This window comes from Paraburkholderia phenazinium (assembly GCF_900100735.1).
GTDB lineage: Bacteria > Pseudomonadota > Gammaproteobacteria > Burkholderiales > Burkholderiaceae > Paraburkholderia > Paraburkholderia phenazinia.
On sequence record NZ_FNCJ01000001.1, the window covers coordinates 302,540 to 323,086 of the forward strand.

Annotated in this window: 20 protein-coding genes; 12 read left to right on the forward strand and 8 right to left on the reverse strand. The window is 63.9% G+C overall.

From position 1 onward, the window contains the following. Positions 1–34: 34 nt before the first annotated feature. Positions 35–577, reverse strand: a complete 543-nt coding sequence (locus BLQ92_RS01390; protein WP_090680827.1) for a response regulator transcription factor — start codon at positions 575–577, stop codon at positions 35–37. Further along, positions 574–1,884, reverse strand: coding sequence for an ATP-binding protein (locus BLQ92_RS01395; RefSeq protein ID WP_090680830.1), 1,311 nt, complete (start codon positions 1,882–1,884; stop codon positions 574–576). Before BLQ92_RS01395 ends, BLQ92_RS01390 begins: the two co-directional genes overlap by 4 nt. A gap of 101 nt (positions 1,885–1,985) precedes the next feature. On the opposite strand from BLQ92_RS01395, the gene BLQ92_RS01400 reads away from it, so the two are divergent. Continuing rightward, a complete protein-coding gene (locus BLQ92_RS01400; protein WP_090680832.1) occupies positions 1,986–3,632 on the forward strand; it encodes a tetratricopeptide repeat protein in 1,647 nt (548 codons plus the stop codon). 15 nt (positions 3,633–3,647) lie between these two features. Here BLQ92_RS01400 and BLQ92_RS01405 read toward each other — a convergent pair whose 3' ends face one another. After that, positions 3,648–3,878, reverse strand: a complete 231-nt coding sequence (locus tag BLQ92_RS01405) for a cysteine-rich CWC family protein (RefSeq protein ID WP_090680835.1) — start codon at positions 3,876–3,878, stop codon at positions 3,648–3,650. A gap of 288 nt (positions 3,879–4,166) precedes the next feature. Here BLQ92_RS01405 and argB point away from each other — a divergent pair, with 288 nt between their 5' ends. The 8 genes from argB to BLQ92_RS01450 all read left to right on the forward strand — a co-directional run bounded on the left by argB (position 4,167) and on the right by BLQ92_RS01450 (position 12,076). Then, complete coding sequence (argB, locus tag BLQ92_RS01410; RefSeq protein ID WP_090680837.1) at positions 4,167–5,066, forward strand: acetylglutamate kinase; 900 nt, start codon at positions 4,167–4,169, stop codon at positions 5,064–5,066. A 225-nt stretch (positions 5,067–5,291) separates the two neighbouring features. Then, on the forward strand, positions 5,292–6,092 hold the full coding sequence (locus tag BLQ92_RS01415) for a pyrimidine 5'-nucleotidase (protein WP_090680840.1): 801 nt from the start codon (positions 5,292–5,294) through the stop codon (positions 6,090–6,092). After that, positions 6,059–6,748 carry a nucleoid occlusion factor SlmA gene (slmA, locus tag BLQ92_RS01420; RefSeq protein ID WP_090680841.1) on the forward strand — a complete coding sequence of 230 codons (690 nt, stop codon included), beginning with the start codon at positions 6,059–6,061 and terminating at the stop codon, positions 6,746–6,748. Before BLQ92_RS01415 ends, slmA begins: the two co-directional genes overlap by 34 nt. 94 nt (positions 6,749–6,842) lie before the next feature. After that, positions 6,843–7,418: an HdeD family acid-resistance protein gene (locus BLQ92_RS01425; RefSeq protein WP_090680844.1), complete on the forward strand. Its 576-nt coding sequence runs from the start codon at positions 6,843–6,845 to the stop codon at positions 7,416–7,418. Positions 7,419–7,687: 269 nt separating this feature from the next. Beyond that, positions 7,688–8,833, forward strand: a complete 1,146-nt coding sequence (gene metX / locus BLQ92_RS01435; RefSeq protein WP_090680848.1) for a homoserine O-succinyltransferase MetX — start codon at positions 7,688–7,690, stop codon at positions 8,831–8,833. Further along, positions 8,830–9,438: a methionine biosynthesis protein MetW gene (metW, locus tag BLQ92_RS01440; RefSeq protein ID WP_090680850.1), complete on the forward strand. Its 609-nt coding sequence runs from the start codon at positions 8,830–8,832 to the stop codon at positions 9,436–9,438. The genes metX and metW overlap by 4 nt, the downstream gene beginning before the upstream one ends. Before the next feature lie 14 nt (positions 9,439–9,452). After that, positions 9,453–10,847 carry an AmpG family muropeptide MFS transporter gene (locus tag BLQ92_RS01445; protein ID WP_090680853.1) on the forward strand — a complete coding sequence of 465 codons (1,395 nt, stop codon included), beginning with the start codon at positions 9,453–9,455 and terminating at the stop codon, positions 10,845–10,847. After that, positions 10,829–12,076: a M48 family metallopeptidase gene (locus tag BLQ92_RS01450; protein WP_090680856.1), complete on the forward strand. Its 1,248-nt coding sequence runs from the start codon at positions 10,829–10,831 to the stop codon at positions 12,074–12,076. Before BLQ92_RS01445 ends, BLQ92_RS01450 begins: the two co-directional genes overlap by 19 nt. Before the next feature lie 15 nt (positions 12,077–12,091). Here BLQ92_RS01450 and BLQ92_RS01455 read toward each other — a convergent pair whose 3' ends face one another. The 5 genes from BLQ92_RS01455 to gatC form a co-directional block, all read right to left on the reverse strand. Then, positions 12,092–12,871, reverse strand: coding sequence for an exodeoxyribonuclease III (locus BLQ92_RS01455; RefSeq protein ID WP_090680858.1), 780 nt, complete (start codon positions 12,869–12,871; stop codon positions 12,092–12,094). Between the two features lie 76 nt (positions 12,872–12,947). After that, positions 12,948–13,784 carry a PPK2 family polyphosphate kinase gene (locus BLQ92_RS01460; protein ID WP_090680861.1) on the reverse strand — a complete coding sequence of 279 codons (837 nt, stop codon included), beginning with the start codon at positions 13,782–13,784 and terminating at the stop codon, positions 12,948–12,950. Between the two features lie 180 nt (positions 13,785–13,964). Next, the gene (gene gatB / locus BLQ92_RS01465) at positions 13,965–15,440 is read right to left on the reverse strand and encodes an Asp-tRNA(Asn)/Glu-tRNA(Gln) amidotransferase subunit GatB (protein ID WP_090680865.1); all 1,476 of its coding nucleotides are present in this window, start codon (positions 15,438–15,440) and stop codon (positions 13,965–13,967) included. 4 nt (positions 15,441–15,444) lie between these two features. After that, on the reverse strand, positions 15,445–16,944 hold the full coding sequence (gatA, locus tag BLQ92_RS01470; RefSeq protein WP_090680868.1) for an Asp-tRNA(Asn)/Glu-tRNA(Gln) amidotransferase subunit GatA: 1,500 nt from the start codon (positions 16,942–16,944) through the stop codon (positions 15,445–15,447). Between the two features lie 59 nt (positions 16,945–17,003). Beyond that, positions 17,004–17,303 carry an Asp-tRNA(Asn)/Glu-tRNA(Gln) amidotransferase subunit GatC gene (gene gatC / locus BLQ92_RS01475; protein WP_090680870.1) on the reverse strand — a complete coding sequence of 100 codons (300 nt, stop codon included), beginning with the start codon at positions 17,301–17,303 and terminating at the stop codon, positions 17,004–17,006. 375 nt (positions 17,304–17,678) lie between these two features. Between gatC and BLQ92_RS01480 the strand changes: the two genes are divergently transcribed. From BLQ92_RS01480 to mreD, 3 genes are all read left to right on the forward strand, one after another. Then, the gene (locus tag BLQ92_RS01480) at positions 17,679–18,722 is read left to right on the forward strand and encodes a rod shape-determining protein (RefSeq protein WP_004189550.1); all 1,044 of its coding nucleotides are present in this window, start codon (positions 17,679–17,681) and stop codon (positions 18,720–18,722) included. A 151-nt stretch (positions 18,723–18,873) separates the two neighbouring features. Continuing rightward, a complete protein-coding gene (gene mreC, locus BLQ92_RS01485) occupies positions 18,874–20,019 on the forward strand; it encodes a rod shape-determining protein MreC (protein ID WP_090680873.1) in 1,146 nt (381 codons plus the stop codon). Continuing rightward, positions 20,016–20,528 (forward strand): rod shape-determining protein MreD, encoded by a 513-nt coding sequence (gene mreD, locus BLQ92_RS01490; RefSeq protein WP_090680875.1) that lies wholly within the window; start codon positions 20,016–20,018, stop codon positions 20,526–20,528. The genes mreC and mreD overlap by 4 nt, the downstream gene beginning before the upstream one ends. Positions 20,529–20,547: the final 19 nt, after the last annotated feature.

Genomic DNA, 20,547 nt, shown 5'->3' on the forward strand with positions numbered 1-20,547 from the left:
CCGCGGCCGCGCAGACCGCTGCGCGCGATGACGCTTATTGCTTCACCGGCCGCTTGGCCAGCTTGCGCTGCAGCGTGCGCCGATGCATGTTCAACGCGCGGGCGGTCGCGGAAATATTGCCGCCGTGCTCGGCCAGCACGCGCTGGATATGCTCCCATTCGAGCCGCGCCACCGACAGCGGCGTCGGGTGCTCGAGCGCCTCTTCCGCCTGCAACGCGCTCGCTTCGCTTTGCAGTGCCGAGAGAATCGTCTCCACGTTGGCCGGCTTCGCCAGATAGTTATCGGCGCCGTCCTTCACCGCCTGCACCGCCGTCGCGATGCTCGCGTAGCCAGTCAGCACCAGCATCCGCGCGTCCGGCTGCAGTTCGCGCAGCGGCGCCACCAGCGTGAGCCCTGAATCATTGCCCAAGTGCAGATCCACCGTGATCTGTCCGAACTTCTGCTGGTTCGCGAGCTTGATCGCCTCCTCCGCGTTGTGCGCTTCGGCCACTGTGTAGCCGCGCCGCGTCAGACCGCGCGCGAGGATGCCGGAGAACACTTCGTCGTCGTCGATCACCAGAAAATTCATGTCGCTCATGCCTGTTTCTCCGTATTGGATGACGCGGCGCCGCTACGGCCCGCGCCGGATGATTGACGGCCCGCCACCGGCAGCCGCAGCACCGCGCGGGTGCCGCGAGGCCGGGTCTCTTTGACGTCGGTCAGCTCGATCGAACCACGCAGCCGAGCCGCCGCCGAAAACGCCAGATACAACCCGACGCCATGACCACCCTGGGTGCTGTCGACCGGCATCGCGCCGAGCGAGCCGCGCAAGGACGCTGGAATACCGGGTCCAGCGTCACAAACCTCGAATTCAATACGATCGCCCTCGCGCGAGAGCGTGGCCGCGAGCGTCACATGATCGCGGCTCGCCCGCGCCGCATTATCGAGCAGGATCGTGAGAATCTGGCTGACCGCGACGGTATCGTCAAGGTCGAGGTCGGCAGGCGGCGTGCCGAGCCGTTCGAGCTTGACGTCCGGATGACGCAGACGCCACTGCTGGGCAAACGATTCGAGCCATTCGCCGAGCGCCTGGCGGCTGCCCGGCTCCGACGCCCGCGAGCGCAGCCGGGCAAGCGCCGAAGTACACAGCGACATCTGCTGCTCGAGCAGTTCGAGATCGGCACTGTAGGGAGCGAGGCCTTTGTCGGTGCGCGCAGCGTCGCGCAACTCTTCGGACAGCATCGCAATGGTCGACAGCGGCGTGCCGATTTCGTGCGCGACGGTCGCCGCCTGCACGCCGAGGGCCACCGCTCGCTCATCGCGCAAGAGGCGCTGCTGGGCATCGCCAAGCGCTGCGTCACGCTGGCGCAGCGCGCGCGACATGCGCGCGACGAACCACGCAATCAGGCCGACGCTCACCGTGAAGTTCACCCACATGCCTGCGCGGTAGTAGTCGAACAGGTTAGCGGGATTGTCGAGATTCAGCGGCACCGAGTCGAACCCGAGCACCGCGTAGCACGCCACCGCGAACGCCGCGAGCCATAGCATCAGATGCCACGGCAACACAGCCGCCGCGATGGCCAGCGACGGCAGGTAAAGTGAAACAAACGGATTGGTTGTGCCGCCCGAGAGAAACAATAGGGCTGACAAGGCGCCAAGGTCGACCCATAGTTGGCCGAACAGTTCGAGACTGGATTCGGGCCGCTGGCGCGAAACGCGCAGCCAGGTCAGGGCGTTGAAGATCGTTTCGAGGCCGATCACAAGCAACATGGCCGGCAGCGGCAGGTGTACGCCGACAAAGTTCTGCACGACCGCAATGGTGACCAGTTGGCCGATAATCGCGAGACAGCGCAGCCAGAACAGATGTCCCAGGTTGACCCGGCCGGTGTTGGTTATACGATGCATAGCGCCAGTTTACCTGTTCGGAGTTCTCCGAGACACTGCGTTGGGGTTTGACGATACGATCGACCGCTTGACAAAAATCACGCCACCGCCAGGACAGATTGATGCTGCCTCTGATTTCCGACCCCGGTCACCCTGCGTGGCCCGCCTTCCTGACTTTCCTGCAGCGCGCAGCGCTGGCGCAGCAGAGCGGCCAGACCGAAGCGCGCGCCATCTGGCTTGAAGCCGCCGGCCACCTGCAAGATTTCGATAACGATGCAATCGGCCGAATCACCATCGCATTGGTCGAGCAGCGCCGCCAAGACGACGCCATCGCAGTCGCCGCCATTATTGCTCAACTCCGTCCTGCTGATGCCACCGCCAGCTTCCGGCTAGGGTACGCACTGCAAATGGCGAATCGGCACCGTGACGCACTCGCGCCTTATCGCCACGCACTTGCTCTCGATCCGCATTTGCCGCAGCTGCGCACGAATCTGGCTGGCGCGATCGCGCTCTCTGGTGGCGACGTGGCGGAGCAGGTCCGGTTGCTGGAAAGCGCGCTCGCCGACGACCCGCTCGACAGCAACGGCTGGACCAATCTCGCCCAGGCAAGCCGCTTTGCGATGAATCTGCCGCGCGCGCTGGAAGCGGGCGCACGAGCGGTCGAACTGGCGCCGCAGAGCGCGCTGGCCCTGAACAACTATGCTTTGGCGCTCAAGGAAGCACAACGTTGGGACGAAGCCGTTCAGCTCACTCAGGCAGCCTGCGCACACGCGCCAGGCGACCCGGCGATGCGCTCCAATCTGGCGATGCTGCACCTCGTGCGCGGCGAGTACGCGCACGGGTGGCCCGCTCACGAAGCGCGCTGGCAAGGGTCGAGGGAACTCGGCGGCAACCGGCCCGTCATGCCGGCACCTCAATGGCAAGGCGAGCCGCTCACCAGCAAGACGCTGCTGGTGTGGGGGGAGCAAGGCATGGGCGACCTGCTGCAATGCTGCCGCTATATCCCGCTGCTGGCGCAGCGCGTCCATGCGCAAGGCGGCCGCCTCCTCTGGAACTCGTTCCCGCAGATGGGCGGGCTGCTCGCCCGCAGCCTAAGTAGTCACGTGGACGGCTACTCGGCTGGCGGCGGCGTCGACACGCTGCCCCCGTTCGACTACGAAATCCCCTTGATGAGCGTGCCGCTGGTGCTCGGCACACTCGGCGACACCCTTCCCGGCACGGTTCCCTACCTGCATGCGGATGCCGCCGCCAGCGCCGCCTGGCGCGAACGGCTCGCTGCGGACGAACGGCCTAGGAAGCGCCTCAAGGTCGGGCTGGCGTGGACCGGCAGCCTCAATCACCAGCGCAATCCGTTCCGCGCCGTGGGCTGGGAACGCTATGCAGCAGCGTTTGCCGGCATCCGCGGCGTGTCGTTCTATTCTTTGCAACCGGGCGCCGCCGCCGATGTGGCCGCCGCGCAAGCAGCCGGCCTGCCGATGATCGACTACACGGCCGAGCTGAAAAGCTTCGACGACACCGCGGCCTTCGTCAGCGCGCTCGATCTGGTGATTACCGTTTGCACCTCGGTCGCCCATCTGAGCGGGGCAATCGGTCAGCGCACCTGGGTGCTGCTCGACGTCAATCCGCACTGGACATGGCTGCTCGAACGCCGCGACAGCCCGTGGTATCCGAGCGCGACGCTGTACCGGCAACGCGAGTTCAGCGACTGGAAGCCGGTGCTGGACGAGGTGGCGCGCGATCTGGATACGCTCGCCGGCCAGCATCGGTAGAAGGCGCCCCGGCGCTCAGCCCTCCTCACCGCCCGCAAGACCGCCCGCCCGCGCGCGGGCAATTTCCGCCGCCAGACACTCGGGGCACAGGCAGCGGCCACCCGGCTCCAGCCGGTCGGCGGGCAAAGCCGGCATGGACTTGCACCAGCAGTCGAACGGTTGCCCATGCATCGCGCAGTCGAAAGCACTGCCGCAGCGCGGGCAGCGCGCACTCTGCGCACGCGCGTGGGGAGCGGGCGGATTCATGGCGACCCAGAATGAGTTACCGGACATCCGGTCAGGAAATGATGCCACGTCCGGCAAGCCGCTTGAAAGCCCCGCGCCGCTGCGCCCCCTGCAGCCGGAAATTCCGCCGCAATTCCTCCCTGAACGGCGCCGTAACCGGGGCATGAGTGGCGTCCGTACAACGTCGATTGCGCAGTGCGGAAGCGCGGCAGCGGCCGCCGCTAGAACGCATATGGAAAACCCTGTTGCAGCGCGCCAGTCCTGTACAATTCGCCGTGTTTCAACTGTCCTGTGCCTGAGCCTGCCGCCATGTCCGAGATTCCCGACCTTTCGCAGATCGCGCCCACCCTGAAGGCTGAAATTCTGGCCGAGGCGCTGCCCTACATTCGCCAGTATCACGGTAAGACCGTGGTCATCAAATACGGCGGCAACGCGATGACCGAAGAGCGTCTGAAGCAAGGCTTCGCGCGCGACGTGATTCTGCTGAAGCTGGTCGGCATCAATCCGGTCATCGTGCACGGCGGCGGTCCGCAGATCGACCAGGCACTCAAGAAGATCGGCAAGCAGGGCACCTTCATCCAGGGCATGCGCGTCACCGACGAAGAGACGATGGAAGTCGTCGAATGGGTGCTCGGCGGCGAAGTGCAGCAGGACATCGTCACGCTGATCAATCACTTCGGCGGTCACGCCGTTGGTCTGACCGGCAAGGACGGCGGCCTGATCCACGCGCGCAAGCTGCTGATGCCGGATCGCGACATGCCGGGCCAATACGTGGACATCGGCCAGGTCGGCGAAGTCGAGTCGATCAATCCGGCGGTCGTGAAGGCGCTGCAGGACGACGCGTTCATTCCGGTGATCTCGCCGATCGGCTTCGGTGAAGACGGCCTGTCGTACAACATCAACGCGGACCTGGTCGCGGGCAAGCTGGCGGTGGTGCTGAACGCCGAAAAGCTCGTGATGATGACCAACATCCCCGGCGTGATGGACAAAGAAGGCAATCTGCTGACCGATCTGTCGGCCCGCGAAATCGACGCGCTGTTCGAAGACGGCACCATCTCCGGCGGCATGCTGCCGAAGATCTCGTCGGCGCTCGACGCGGCGAAGAGCGGCGTACGCTCGGTGCACATCATCGACGGCCGCATCGAACACTCGGTTCTGCTGGAAATTCTGACCGAGCAGCCGTTCGGCACGATGATCCGCTCGCACTGAGCATGATGCATCGGCAGGCAGCCCGTCCCCCGGATGAGCTGCCTGTTTTCCTTGGGTTTTGCCTTCCCTTTGCGGCATCAGCCCCAGCATCCGGCGCCCGGCCTCGCATCTACCGCGGCGCCACACCCTTCCCTTTTTCCCGCGCCGCACGCATGATGGACTGCAGGCACCCGCTCGTTCATTTGAAGCAGCGGCGGCACGAACCCGGTCCGGTTTCCCGTCACCATGCGCACCTTCCCATCCAGACACGCTAAGCGCCGCCGGCCTCACGTTGCAGGCGGCAGCCCGGTATGGCTGTTCGATCTGGACAACACGCTGCACCACGCGTCGCACTCGATTTTTCCCGCGATTAACCGGGCGATGACGCAGTACATCATCGACACGCTCGAGGTAGACCTGGACGAGGCCAACCGCATGCGCACCGGCTACACCCAGCGCTACGGCGCGGCGCTGCTCGGTCTCGCACGCCATCATCCGGTCGACCCGCACGACTTTCTGAAAGTCGTGCACACCTTCCCCGATCTGCCTTCGATGGTGCGCAGCGAGCGCGGTCTCGCGCGCCTCGTCGCCGCCCTGCCGGGTCGCAAGATCGTCCTGACCAACGCGCCCGAAGAATATGCGCAGGCGGTACTCGCCGAGCTGGGTATCGAGCGGCTGTTCGAACGCGTGATCGCCATCGAACATATGCGCGATCGCCGCGGCTGGCGCGCCAAGCCCGACACCGGCATGCTGCGCCGGGCGATGCGCGACGCCCATGTGCCGCTCGCCGATGCAATCCTCGTCGAAGACACGCGCTCGCATCTGAAGAACTATCGCCACCTGGGGATTCGCACGGTGTGGATCGTCGGCCATCTGCCCAACCGCAAGGGCGCCGACGGCACGCCGGGTCCCTTGCCGGGCACTGGCCGACCGCACTATGTCGACCGGCGGATTCGTTCGTTAAAATCGCTGAGATTGGGCACCCGCTCAGTGCGACTGAAGGGACGACACACATGCAACCGGATCACAAGCATGACGAGGCCGTAGCCGAAGACCCGCCAGCCACGGGCAGTACCCGCGCCACTCGCCTGAAACCGGGCGAGCGCCGCGTGCATATCCTGCAGACGCTCGCCAGCATGCTGGAGGCGCCGAAGAACGAGAAGATCACCACCGCGGCGCTCGCCGCCCGGCTCGGCGTCTCGGAAGCCGCGCTGTACCGCCATTTCGCCAGCAAGGCGCAGATGTTCGAAGCGCTGATCGAATTCATCGAGCAGTCCATCTTCGGGCTCATCAACCAGATCGCGACGAAGGAGCCCAACGGCGTGCTGCAGGCCCGCACGATAGCGTTGATGCTGCTCAACTTTTCCGCGAAAAATCCCGGCATGACCCGCGTGCTCACGTGCGAGGCTTTGGTGGGCGAACATGAACGACTGACCGAGCGCGTCAACCAGTTGCTTGAGCGCGTCGCAGCCTCGCTCAAGCAGTGCCTGCGCCTCGCCCTGATGGACGCCAACGCACAGGCCGGCGCCAATCCGCAGGCGCAAGGCAGCGCCGTGCCACTGCCGGCCGGCTACGATCCCGCCGTGCGGGCCAATCTTCTGCTCAGCTATATCGTCGGCCGCTGGCACCGGTATGTGCGCAGCGGCTTTGCGCGCAATCCGGCCGAACATGCCGACGCTCAGTTAAGATTGATTCTTCAGTAGTCCGTTTGAGTCATGCGGCATCGCATGACTACCCGTTGCGCATAGCGCAAGCCGTGCACCCCGTCGAAGTCTTCATCACTGGGAGTAGAGCGCGATGAATCGTCCTGTTCTGTCTGCGTTTCCACCGGGTCTGAATAAACTCGCCGCTCATTGGGGCTGGCTCGCCATCCGTGGTGTCGCCGCCATCCTGTTCGGCATCCTCGCGTTCACCTGGCCCGGCTTCACCATTGCGACGCTGGCGCTCGTATGGGGCGCTTACGCCATCGTCGACGGCGCCTTCGCGCTGATCTACGGCGTGCGCGGCGGCGGCACGCGGCGCTGGGCCTATGCGTTTGTCGGGCTGATCGGCGTGATTGCCGGGTTGATCGCGTTCTTCTGGCCGAACGAGACGGCCATCATTCTGGTGATGATCATCGGCGCGTGGGCGCTGGCAGTCGGCATCTTCGAGATCATCTACGCCATACAGTATCGCCGCGCCAATGCGCATCCATGGGTGATCGGGCTGTCGGGGTTGTTGTCGGCCGCCGTTGGCGCCTTCATCCTCGCCTATCCGGGGGCGGGCGCCTTGTCGCTGATCTGGCTGATCGGCACCTATGCGATCTTTTACGGCTTCCTGATGCTGTTCGCAGCGATCCAGTTGCGGCGCTTCCGCCATCGTTCCGGCATCTAGACACGCTGGACACGCTACGCGCCGGCGCATCCCCCAGGGCCGCGCCTGACGTTGCCACGCCGAATTTTCCGCTATACTTTGCGCCTGACTGTTGTCACCAATGGTCGTAGACGCGCCGATTTGCTGACTCGATTGCGGGCGCGCGAACCTGCCGGAACCTGTTCCGGCGGTTCACTATAAATGCGGCTAAAGAGGTCGTCAGCCGCGCACACAGTCGCTCTCCGTGCCTTGCCGACACCATTTAGCCGCCCCTGTTGAAGGCGGAATGAATGGAATCGATCGGTATCGTCGCTCCCCAGAAAATGCATTTCTCCGAGCCGCTGCTCATGCAGAACGGCAGCTCGTTGGCCAATTTCGACCTGATGGTCGAGACCTACGGCACGCTCAACGCCGCGCGCAGCAATGCCGTGCTGGTGTGCCACGCGCTCAATGCCTCGCACCATGTGGCAGGCGTCTACGCGGACGACCCGAAGAACGTCGGCTGGTGGGACAACATGGTCGGCCCCGGCAAGCCGCTCGACACGAACAAGTTCTTCGTGATCGGCGTCAATAACCTCGGCTCGTGTTTCGGCTCGACCGGCCCGATGAGTCTCAATCCGGCCACGGGCGTTCCGTATGGCGCGAGCTTTCCGGTGGTGACCGTGGAAGACTGGGTGAACGCCCAGGCGCGTGTCGCCGACACCTTCGGCATCGAGCGTTTCGCGGCGGTGATGGGCGGCAGCCTCGGCGGCATGCAGGCGCTCGCGTGGAGCGTGATGTATCCGGAGCGCGTCGGCCATTGCATCGTGGTGGCATCCACGCCGAAGCTGTCCGCGCAGAACATTGCTTTTAACGAAGTGGCCCGCTCGGCGATCCTGTCCGACCCGGACTTTCACGGCGGCAACTACTACGCGCACAACGTAAAGCCGAAGCGCGGGCTGCGAGTGGCGCGCATGATCGGCCACATCACGTATCTCTCGGACGACGACATGGCCGAGAAATTCGGCCGCTCGCTGCGCCGGGCGGAGGGCGCCGTCGATGCGTACAACTTCAATTTCGACGTCGAATTCGAAGTGGAGTCGTATCTGCGCTATCAGGGCGACAAGTTCGCTGACTATTTCGACGCCAACACCTATCTGCTGATTACCCGCGCGCTCGACTACTTCGATCCGGCCAAGGCCTTCGACGGCGACCTGACCGCGGCGGTGGCGCACACCACGGCGAAATACCTGATTGCCAGCTTCACGACCGACTGGCGCTTCGCCCCGGCGCGCTCGCGCGAACTGGTGAAGGCGCTGCTCGACCACAAACGCACGGTCACCTACGCGGAAATCGACGCGCCGCACGGCCACGACGCCTTCCTGCTGGACGACGCGCGCTATCACAACCTGATGCGCGCCTATTACGAACGAATTGCCACCGAGGTGAACGCATGAACCAGCGCGCTCTCGATTATCTTGCGCTGCGCCCCGACTTCCGCGCCATCGCCCGCTGGGTCGAACCGCGCGCGACGGTGCTCGATCTGGGTTGCGGCGACGGCTCGCTGCTCTCGACCCTGACCGAGGAACTCGAAGTGACCGGTTACGGCATCGAGATCAACGACGCCGGCGTGCTCGCCGCCACCCAGAACGGCGTCAACGTGATCCAGCAAAATCTGGAAGACGGCCTGCGCCTGTTCGAAGACAACAGTTTCGACTTCGCGGTCCTGTCGCAAACGCTGCAGACCATCCACCAGACCGCGGCGATCCTGCGCGAGACGGTACGGGTCGGCAAGGAATGCATCGTGTCGTTCCCGAATTTCGGCTACTGGACGCACCGGCTTTCCGTGTTGCGCGGCCGCATGCCAGTGTCGAAATCGCTGCCGTATCAGTGGCACAACACGCCGAACGTGCGGGTGCTGACGATCAAGGACTTCGAGGCGCTGGCACCCGAGGTGGGCATCGAAATTCTCGACCGGGTCGTGCTGCACGGCGGCCAGGCGGTGCGGTGGGGCGTGAACTGGCGTGGTAGTCTTGCGGTCTATCGCGTCAAGAAAAGCTAACGCCACACACCCAAATGTCGAACCCGCCGCACGAGGCGCCCGCACTTACCGCTCACGTCGAACACACCGGCTGGCGTGCGTTTCTCAATACGCACATGTTGATCTGCGTCTTTCTCGGCTTTACGTCGGGATTGCCGCTGTTCACGCTCGTCTATCTGGTCCAGGCGTGGTTGCGCTCCGAGGGCGTCAATCTGAAGGAAATCGGCCTGTTTGCGCTGATCCAGTTCCCTTATACCTGGAAGTTCGTCTGGGCGCCGCTGATGGACCGCTACGTGCCGCGCCTGCCCGGCTGGCGGCCTGGCCGCCGGCGTGGCTGGATGCTGGTCACACAGATTCTGGTAGCCGGCGCGATCGCCACGCTCGGCTTTGTGTCGCCGCGTGATTCGATCTGGACGGTCGCCGCGCTTACCGCGCTGGTGGCGTTTTTCGGTGCGAGCCAGGACATCTCCATTGATGCCTACCGGCGCGAGTTGTTGAAGGATACCGAGCAGGGCCTCGGCAACGCGGTGCACGTCAATGCGTACAAGATCGCCGCGCTGGTGCCGGGCTCGCTTGCGCTGATCCTGTCGGACCATCTGCCGTGGACCACCGTGTTCATCGTCACGGCCGCCTTCATGGTGCCCGGCATGATCATGACGCTCGTTGTGCGCGAACCGGAAGTGCACGGCGCGCCGCCGAAAGACCTGCGCGCAGCGATCGTTGAGCCGTTCCGCGAATTCATCCAGCGTGACGGCTGGCGCGGTGCGCTGTTCGTGCTCAGCTTTATCTTCCTGTACAAGCTCGGCGATACGATGGCGACCAATCTGTCGACCTCGTTCTTTCTCGACATCGGCTACTCGCGTACTCAGATCGGCGTGATCGCCAAGACCACCGCGTTCGGCGCGAGCCTCGCCGGCGGGATCGTCGGCGGCATCTGGATGATGCGCATCGGCATCGGCCGCGGGCTGTGGGTGTTCGGCATCCTGCAGATGCTGTCGACGCTCGGCTTTGCGTGGCTCGCGCATCTCGGGCCGGCCTCGCCTGGGCTCACGGAGATCTACGATTTCGCCGTGTTCGCGAGCCATGCCGTGACGAAACTGCTTTCCGTGTTCGGCATCGATTGGGCGGTGCAGCTCGATCCGCGCTCGGTGGCGCTCGCGCTCGTCTACGGTCTCGAAACCTTTGCGACCGGCCTGACGATGGCGGCATTTACCGCCTATATCGCCAGCACCACCGATCCGCGCTACACCGCCACCCAGTTCGCGCTCTTCACCAGTCTCGCGTCGGTGCCGCGCACGCTCGCCTCCGCGGCAAGCGGCTATGTGGTCGCGCAGATCGGCTGGTTCGACTACTTCCTCGCCTGCACCGCACTGGCGCTGCCCGGCATGCTGCTGTTGCTGCGCATCGCACCGTGGAGGCTTCGCTCGTGAACGGGTCCGCCACGCGCTGCGCGCTGCGTGCCGCGCTTGCGCTGCTCTGCTGCACCGGCCTCAGCACGCTTGCGACGCCATCAAGCGCTTACGCCGGTGCGTTGCCGGCGGTCGCGACCAGCGCTGCCTTGCCGGCTAGCGCGCCTGCGGCGAAATCTGCGCCGAGCGCCGCGCCGCCGGAAAGTCCCTCTTCTGCGACCGCCTCCACCGCCGCGGAAAGCCCGAACACCAGCGGTCCAGGTTCCAGCAGCAGCGCTAGCGCTGTGCATGGGCCGTCGGTCACGTCAGCGGCATCGGTCACATCCGCTCCTGCTGCAACATCGGCGCCCCCGGCTTCTCCAGCTGTCGCGAAGCAAGCCGCTCGAACCGGCACCCCTGCGGCTGCCGACAACCGCCCGCCGCCATACACGCCGCCTGCCCAGCAACTGCGCTTCGGCAGCTACGCCGTGTTCCGCAATCTGATTCCGTCGCAGCAACTGGAGGCCCAGGCCGCCGACGAGTTCGACCAGATCGTCTACGGCGCCCAGCACGCCGACCGGCTCTATCCCGACACCGACGCCCGCGTGATCCGCGTGCATACCATTCTCGACAAGCTGATCCCGTATTCGCTGAAGTGGAACGAGCGGGAGAAAAACTGGAAGTGGCAGATTGCGGTGATCCGCTCGCCGGACATCCGCATGTACTGTCTGCCGGGCGGCAAAATCGTGATTTACAGCGGCATCCTCGACCGCGTGCATCTGAACGACAACGAACTCGGCATGCTGCTCGGCCACGAGATCGCACATGCGCTGCGCGAGCACGCGCGAGAGCGTCTCGGCGAGCAGCAGGCGGGGCAACTCGACTCGTCCGGCACGATCCCGCAGCTATTCGGGCTGGCCGACCTGGGCGTCGCGCCGCTTGGGATCGGCTCGCAATTGCTGGAGATGAAGTACACGCCCACCGACGAAACCGAAGCCGACGTGATCGGCAGTGATATCGCCTCGCGCGCCGGGTACGATCCGCGCGCCGCGATCACGCTGTGGGACAAACTGGCCGCGGCGACTCACAGCAATCGCAATCAGGGCTATATCTACGTGCATCCGTACACGCCCGCGCGCCGGCAGGACCTCATGAAGCGCCTGCCGGACATGCTGCAGCTCTACGCCAAGGCAACCGGCACGACGGTCGATGAACTGCCCGACTATGCTGGCATCGGCCGTCCGCGCCGCGTCCCGGTTCGCGGCGACTGACGTACTGACGGTCGGTTACTTCTTGACCTTGTGGTCGTAGTCGACCGTCAACGGCGCGTGGTCGCTGAACTTGATATCGCGGAACACATCGGTGCGCTTGGCCTTGCTGGCAATGCCGGCCGTGGCGATCTGATAGTCGATCCGCCACCCGACGTTCTTCGCATACGCCTGGCCGCGATTGCTCCACCACGTGTATTGCTCGGGACGCTGGTCGAGCGTGCGGAACACGTCCACGTAGCCCACTTCGTCGAACAGCTTCGTCAACCACTCGCGCTCTTCCGGCAGGCAACCTGAGTTCTTCTGGTTGCTCTTCCAGTTCTTGATGTCGATCTCCTTGTGGACGATATTCACGTCGCCGCACACGATCACTTCGCGCTCGCGGCTAAGTTCGGCGAGATGCGGCATGAACTCGTCCATGAAGCGGAACTTGGCCTGCTGACGATCTTCGCCACTCGAGCCCGACGGCACATACACCGAGATCACCGAGAGCTTGCCGAAGCGCAGTTCCACATAACGCCCTTCTGGGTCGAACTCTTCGCTGCCGAAGCCGATCACCACTTCGTCCGGCTCGTGGCGCGTATAGACGCCGGCGCCGCTATAGCCCTTCTTCACCGCGTGCTGGAAATAACCGGTGAAGTTGTGCGGGGCGAGAAACTCGGGCGTCATGTCGTCCTGCGAGCATTTGATTTCCTGCACACACAGCACGTCCGCTTTCTGCTCACCGAACCATTCGAAAAAACCCTTCTTCGCCGCAGAGCGGATGCCGTTCAGGTTGGCGGTAATCACACGCAACATGTCGTTCCTTTGTTGTTGGTTCGTTATTAAATCTGGTTGAATCCTGATCAAGTCGGGGCCGAGGGCAGCCCGGCGCTCATTCGACTTTCACGCCTTTGAGCTCTTCCTTCGCGGGCGGATATTCGAGCTTCATGGCTTCGAACGTGCGCAGCAGCAGTTCGGCGACCATCAGGTTGCGATGCGTCTTCGAATCGGCCGGGATGACGTACCAGGGCGCGTAGGGCGTCGAGGTTGCAGCCAGCGCGTCGTGATACGCCACCTGATACTGATCCCACTGCTTGCGCGCTTCCAGATCCGAGACGTCGAACTTCCAATGCTTGCTCGGATCGTCGATGCGCGCCTGCAATCTCGAACGCTGCTCGTCCTTCGAAATGTGCAACATACATTTGACGATGGTCGTGCCGCTGTCCGCCAGCAGCGCTTCGAAATCGCGGATGTGACGGTAGCGCCGCTCGCGCGCCGCGTCGTCAAGCTGACCGAGCACGACCGGCACCAGCACGTCCTCATAGTGGCTGCGGTTGAAGATCGTCAGTTCGCCGGCAGCGGGCGCCTGCGAATGCACGCGCCAGAGGAAATCGTGCGCCAGTTCGCTCGGGGTCGGCGCCTTGAACGGCACGATGCGCAGGCCGAGTGGATCGACCTCGTGAAACACCGCGCGGACCGTGCCGTCCTTGCCGCTCGTGTCCATGCCCTGCAACACTAGCAGTACGCGCCGTAGACGCTGCGCATGCAAGCGTTCCTGCAATCCATCGAGGCTGGCGCCGATTTCGGCAAGGCGATTACGGTCGCCGTCCTTCGAGCCCGTCGAAAACGGCTTCGCGGCTGGATCGAATTCGGCGAGCGCAAATTTCGCGATCTTCTTGTCGTCGAAGTAAGGCACGCGGAAATCGTCGAGTTCCGGCTGTTTCGCCATGCAGTGTCTCCAGAGGCGCGGAAAGGTGGCGCCAACAAAAGGAAACGGGCCGCTGCCCCACTTTCGTCCGGCAACAGCCCGTTATGACCGACGCCGCGCGCTGATCCAGATACGCACGGTTCGGCATTGGCATCTCAGGGCCTGTTCACGCTGATTTCACGCGTATAACAGGCCCCTGCTTCAGGACAGCTTTTTCTTCAGCAGCTCGTTCACCTGCTGCGGATTCGCCTTGCCCTTGGTGGCCTTCATCGCCTGACCGATCAGCGCGTTGAACGCCTTTTCCTTGCCGGCGCGGAATTCCTCGACCGACTTCTGGTTGGCCGCCAGCACCTCGTCGATGATCGCTTCGAGTTCACCGGTATCGGAAATCTGCTTGAGACCCTTCGCTTCGATGATGCGGTCGGCGGCGGCTTCGTCCGTGGCCTTCTCGTTCCAGATGGCGACGAAGATTTCCTTCGCAATCTTGTTCGAGATCGTGCCGTCGGCGATACGTTGCAGCAGCAGCGCGAGTTGCGCGGCCGAAACCGGGCTGTCGGCAATCTCGAGACCTTCGCGGTTCAACAGCGATGACACCTCGCCCATCATCCAGTTTGCAGCGACCTTGGCTTGCGCCTCGCCCACTTTCGCGACCACCGCTTCGTAGTACGCGGCCATCGCCTTGCTCGAGGTCAACACGCCCGCGTCGTAAGGCGTCAGGCCGTACTGCTCGACAAAGCGCTGCTGGATCGCGACCGGCAGTTCCGGCATCTCGGCCTTCACGCGCTCGACCCACGCTGCGTCGATCACCAGCGGCATCAAATCCGGATCGGGGAAGTAACGGTAGTCGTGCGCGTCTTCCTTGCTGCGCATCGAACGCGTTTCGCGCTTGTCCGGATCGTAGAGACGCGTTTCCTGCACCACCGTGCCGCCGTCTTCGATCAGCTCGATCTGGCGGCGCACTTCGTACTGGATCGCTTCTTCGAGGAAGCGGAACGAGTTCAGGTTCTTGATCTCGGCGCGCGTGCCGAATTCCTTTTGCCCGACCGGCCGCACCGACACGTTGGCATCGCAACGGAACGAACCTTCCTGCATGTTGCCGTCGCAGATACCAAGCCACGTGACGAGCGTATGCAGCGTCTTCGCATAGGCGACCGCTTCCGCCGCGCTGCGCATTTCCGGCTCGGTGACGATTTCGAGCAGCGGCGTGCCGGCACGGTTCAGGTCGATCCCGGTCATGCCCGCGAAGTCTTCATGCAGCGACTTGCCTGCGTCTTCTTCGAGGTGAGCGCGCGTCAGGTTGATGGTCTTCTCGTACGCTTCCTTGCCGGCTTTCTCGTTGGCGGGCACCTGAATCGTGACCTGGCCGCCTTGCACCACAGGAATCTCGTACTGGCTGATCTGATAGCCCTTCGGCAGATCGGGATAGAAGTAGTTCTTGCGCGCGAAGATACTGCGCGGCGCAATCGTCGCGCCGATCGCGAGGCCGAACTCAATCGCCCGTTGCACGGCGCCGCGGTTCATCACCGGCAGCGTGCCCGGTAAGGCGAGATCGACGGGGCAGGCTTGCGTGTTAGGTTCAGCGCCGAACTGCGTGGCGGCGCCCGAGAAAATCTTCGAGACGGTCGACAGTTGCGTGTGCGTCTCGAGACCGATGACGACTTCCCATTGTTTGGTCATGTGTTCACACTCCTGCCGGTGCCTGGCGATGCCAGTCGGTTGCGCGCTGGAACGCATCCGCAACCTGCAGCATGCGAGCTTCGTTGAAATAGTTGCCGATGATCTGCAGACCGACCGGACGCTGCGCATTGGCGCCTGCGCCGAAGCCACACGGCACGCTCATGCCGGGCAGACCGGCGAGGCTCACCGACAGCGTGTAGATATCGGCCAGATACATCTGCACCGGATCGTCGCCCTTGGCGCCGAGATCCCACGCCACCGACGGCGCGACCGGTCCCATGATCACGTCGCATTGCTTGAACGCTTCCTGGAAGTCGTTCGCGATGATGCGGCGGATCTTCTGCGCCTGCAGGTAGTAAGCGTCGTAGTAGCCGTGCGACAGTACATACGCGCCCACCAGAATGCGGCGCTTCACTTCCGGGCCGAAGCCCTCGGCGCGCGACTTCTTGTACATATCGAGCAGATCGCGATACTCCGCGGCGCGGTGGCCGTAGCGCACGCCGTCGAAACGCGACAGGTTCGACGAGGCTTCCGCCGGGGCGATCACGTAGTACACGGGGATCGACAGTTCGGTTTTCGGCAGCGTAACCTCGACCAGCGTCGCGCCGAGCGCTTCGTACTGCTTCAGTGCGGCGTCGATCGCAGCGCGCACGTCGTCGGCGAGGCCGGCGCCGAAGTATTCCTTCGGCAGGCCGATACGCAGGCCGGCGAGCGGCTTGCCGGCCGCGTCGCCCGCTGCGTCAGCCGACCATGCCTTGCCCAGATAGCGCGTGTAGTCTTCGTCGTCGCGCGCGAGGCTGGTCGAATCGCGCTCGTCGAAACCGTGCATGGCGTTGAGCAGCAGCGCGCAGTCCGTGGCGCTTTGCGCCATCGGGCCGCCCTGATCGAGCGACGAGGCGAATGCGATCATGCCGTAGCGCGACACGCGGCCGTAGGTCGGCTTGATGCCGGTGATGCCCGAGAACGAGGCCGGCTGGCGGATCGAGCCGCCGGTATCCGTGCCGGTTGCAGCGGGCGCGAGGCGCGCGGCCACGGCGGCGGCGGAGCCACCCGACGAGCCACCCGGCACCGCCTTGATGTCCCACGGGTTCTGCACCGGGCCGAAGTACGAATTCTCATTGGACGAGCCCATCGCGAACTCGTCCATGTTGGTCTTGCCGACGCACACCATGCCGGCGCGCTTCAGGCGCTCGACCACGGTCGCGTCGAACGGGCTCGCGTAATTGGCGAGCATCTTCGAGCCGGCGGTGGAGCGCCAGCCGCGCGTCACGAACACGTCCTTGTGGGCGATCGGCAGGCCGACCAGCGGCCCGGCGTGGCCGGTGTGGAGCAGCGCGTCGGCGGCTTTGGCCTGCTCGAGCGTGAGATCGGCGTCGACCTGGACAAAGGCGTTCAGGCTATTGGCTGCGTCGATCCGCTTCAGATAGAGCTGCGCCAGTTCGACTGCAGAGCATTCCTTCGCAGCGAGGGCGGCCCGCAGTTCGGTCAAGCTTTTTTCATGCATTGCGTTTTTTCCTGAATGACGCGGCGCCGCAGCAACCGCTGCGCACCGAGCCCATGTTTTTATTCAATGACCTTCGGCACCAGGTACAGCCCGTCCTGCACAGCAGGCGCGGGGCGCTGGAATTCGTCGCGCTGGACGATCTCCGTCACCGCGTCTTCGCGCAGACGCAGTGCAACATCTTCGATCTGCTCGATCGGATGGGCGAGCGGTTGAATGCCCTTGGTGTCGACGGCCTGCATCTGCTCGACGAGGCCGAAAAAATCATTGAGCTGGACGAGCGTGTGTTCAGCTTCGGTATCGGCCAGTTCGAGCCGCGCGAGATGCGCGATACGCTTAACATCGGTCAGGGTCAGAGCCATGCAGTCACCGGAAAATGTGGTGGACTGTCACAAAGCGGAAAAACAAAGCTGTGACAGCGGGTTACGACACTGGAGGGGGCCCTCGAAAAAGGGGCCAGCGGCGGCAAAAAGTGCCAACCGTTTCCTTCAAATCAAGCAAAATTATAAGGTATCATTACGCGTTCGACCCAAACCCGGACCGTCTTACCAAGGCCTTTCTGGTCATTTCCCACAAATGAATCAGAGATAGAAGCGGCCTTGTGCCAGCCTCCGGTAGATTCCCTCGAAGCTTCAAGCCGCTGTGGCGCAGTATCCGCCCGGTTGAAGCTGTTATTTTTTCCGCTGCCGCCCTGCGCATTTTTGCGAGGCCCGGCCCCCAGCGAGACAGGATTTTGAATGTTCGGTTTTTTGCGCAGCTACTTCTCCAACGATCTGGCGATTGACCTCGGCACCGCCAACACGCTCATCTACATGCGTGGCAAGGGCATCGTTCTAGACGAACCGTCGGTCGTTTCCATCCGCCAGGAAGGCGGTCCCAACGGCAAGAAAACCATCCAGGCAGTCGGCAAGGAAGCCAAGCAGATGCTTGGCAAGGTGCCGGGCAACATCGAGGCGATCCGCCCGATGAAAGACGGCGTGATCGCCGACTTCACCGTCACCGAGCAGATGATCAAGCAGTTCATCAAGACGGCTCACGAATCGCGTATGTTCTCGCCGTCGCCGCGCATCATCATCTGCGTGCCGTGCGGTTCCACCCAGGTGGAACGCCGAGCCATCAAGGAAGCGGCTCACGGCGCAGGCGCCTCGCAGGTTTATCTCATTGAAGAGCCCATGGCCGCGGCAATCGGCGCAGGCCTGCCGGTCTCGGAAGCCACCGGTTCGATGGTGGTGGACATCGGCGGCGGCACCACGGAAGTCGGCGTGATCTCGCTCGGCGGCATCGTCTACAAGGGTTCGGTGCGCGTCGGCGGCGACAAGTTCGACGAAGCCATCGTCAACTACATCCGCCGCAACTACGGCATGCTGATCGGCGAGCAAACCGCCGAAGCGATCAAGAAGGAAATCGGCTCCGCGTTCCCGGGCTCGGAAGTCAAGGAAATGGAAGTGAAGGGCCGCAACCTGTCGGAAGGCATTCCGCGCAGCTTCACCATCTCCAGCAACGAAATCCTCGAAGCCCTCACCGATCCGCTCAACCAGATCGTGTCGTCGGTGAAGATCGCGCTGGAACAAACGCCGCCGGAACTCGGCGCCGACATCGCCGAACGCGGCATGATGCTCACGGGCGGCGGCGCACTGCTGCGCGACCTGGACCGACTGCTCGCCGAAGAAACCGGCCTGCCGGTGCTGGTCGCCGAAGACCCGCTGACTTGCGTCGTGCGCGGCTCGGGCATGGCCCTCGAGCGCATGGACAAGCTCGGCAGCATCTTCTCGTACGAGTAAGCGAGAGCTTAGCTCCATGTCAGCAGCGCGGATCGGACGGCTAGCCTTAATCGGGCCGGCCTGTCTTGGGCTGGTTCATCCAGCCGCCGCGCGCTGAGCGCGCGCTTTCGCGCCGAAGTTAGACCAACCGCTCACGCCCCCGGCGCCGACCATGGAATACAGTCCGCCGCCTCTGTTCAAGCAAGGCCCCTCCGCACTCGCACGGCTGATTTTCTTCGTGCTGCTGGCGCTCGCCCTGCTGATCTCGGATGCGCGCTTCAAGACGCTCGAGATCGTCCGTGGCGTGCTGGGAGCCGGTCTTTATCCGTTGCAGCGCGCCGCGCTCGTGCCGCGCGACATCTTGATGGGCGCCGCGGATCTGGCGGTGACCAGCGCCTCGCTGCGCGGTCAGAATGACGCCCTGCACAAGAAGAACCTGCAACTCTCGCTGCAAGCCAATACCGCGGCCGAACTGGCCGCAGAGAACGGGCATCTGCGTGCGCTGCTGCAACTCTCGCAGCGCATGACCACCCAGTCGATTCCCGCCGAAATCCAGTACGACACGCGCGATCCGTTCACGCAGAAGGTCATCATTGGCCGTGGCGCGCAGCAGGGTATCCAGGACGGTTCGCCGGTCGTCAATGAAGACGGCGTGATCGGCCAGGTGACCCGCGTGTTCCCGCTGCAAGCCGAAGTGACGCTGCTGACCGACAAGGATCAGGCCGTGCCGGTGCAGGTGGTGCGTACTGGTCTGCGCAGCGTGATCTACGGCACGCCGAAAGGCGATTCGCTCGATCTGCGCTTCGTGCCGATCAGTGCGGACGTGCAGGCTGGCGATGAACTCGTGACGAGCGGCCTCGACGGCACCTATCCGCCGGGACTGCCGGTTGCGAAGGTGGTGCGGGTCGACAAGCAGGCCGATACCGCGTTTGCACGCGTGGTTTGCCTGCCAGTGGCGCCAGTACGTGGTGCGCGTCAGTTGCTTGTGCTGCATTATCAGAACACCGTGCCACCTCGTCCTGCTGACGAACCGGATGCGGCTAGCGCGGCGAAGGAAGCGAAGTTGAAGAAGGGCGCGAAGCCCGCGGACAAGAACGCCAAGGCTGCCGCGCCGGCGTCTGCCGCTACTGCCACCGCGGCTGCAGCCAAGCCGACTTCGGGCTCGGCAGCGACAGCGACAGCGGCGGAAAAGAAGGCGGCTCCCGGACGGACGGCCCCTGAGAAGAAACCCGCAGGCGAGAAAAAACCGGCTAACGAGAAGAAAGCCGACGGCCGCCCGCCAGTAGAAAAGCCAGCCACAGGGGGGATCGACGAGTGAACCGCCCTCAATACATCCTGCAGCCGGTCAACCCGTACTTCATCGCCTTCAGTCTCGCGGCAGCCTTCCTGCTGAACCTGATGCCGTGGGGACGCCTGATCGGCATTCCTGACTTCGTCGCACTCGTGCTGCTGTTCTGGAACGTGCACCAGCCGCGCAAGGTGGGCATGGGCATCGCCTTCCTGCTCGGCATCCTGATGGACGTGCATAACGCCAGCCTGCTCGGCGAGCATGCACTCGCGTATACGCTGCTGTCGTACGGCGCCATCACGATTCACCGGCGTGTATTGTGGATGCCTATGGGCGTGCAGACCTTCGCGGTGATGCCGTTGTTCGTCATCGCGCAACTTGTGCCCTTTGTAATCCGTCTACTGATGGGCGCCGCCTTTCCGGGCTGGGGCTACCTGATCGACGGATTCGTCGAAGCCGCCCTGTGGCCCATTGCAAGTGTGCTGCTGCTGATGCCGCAGCGCCGTCCGGCCGATCCGGACGACACCCGCCCCATTTAGCGCCGTGCGCGCGTCGAGC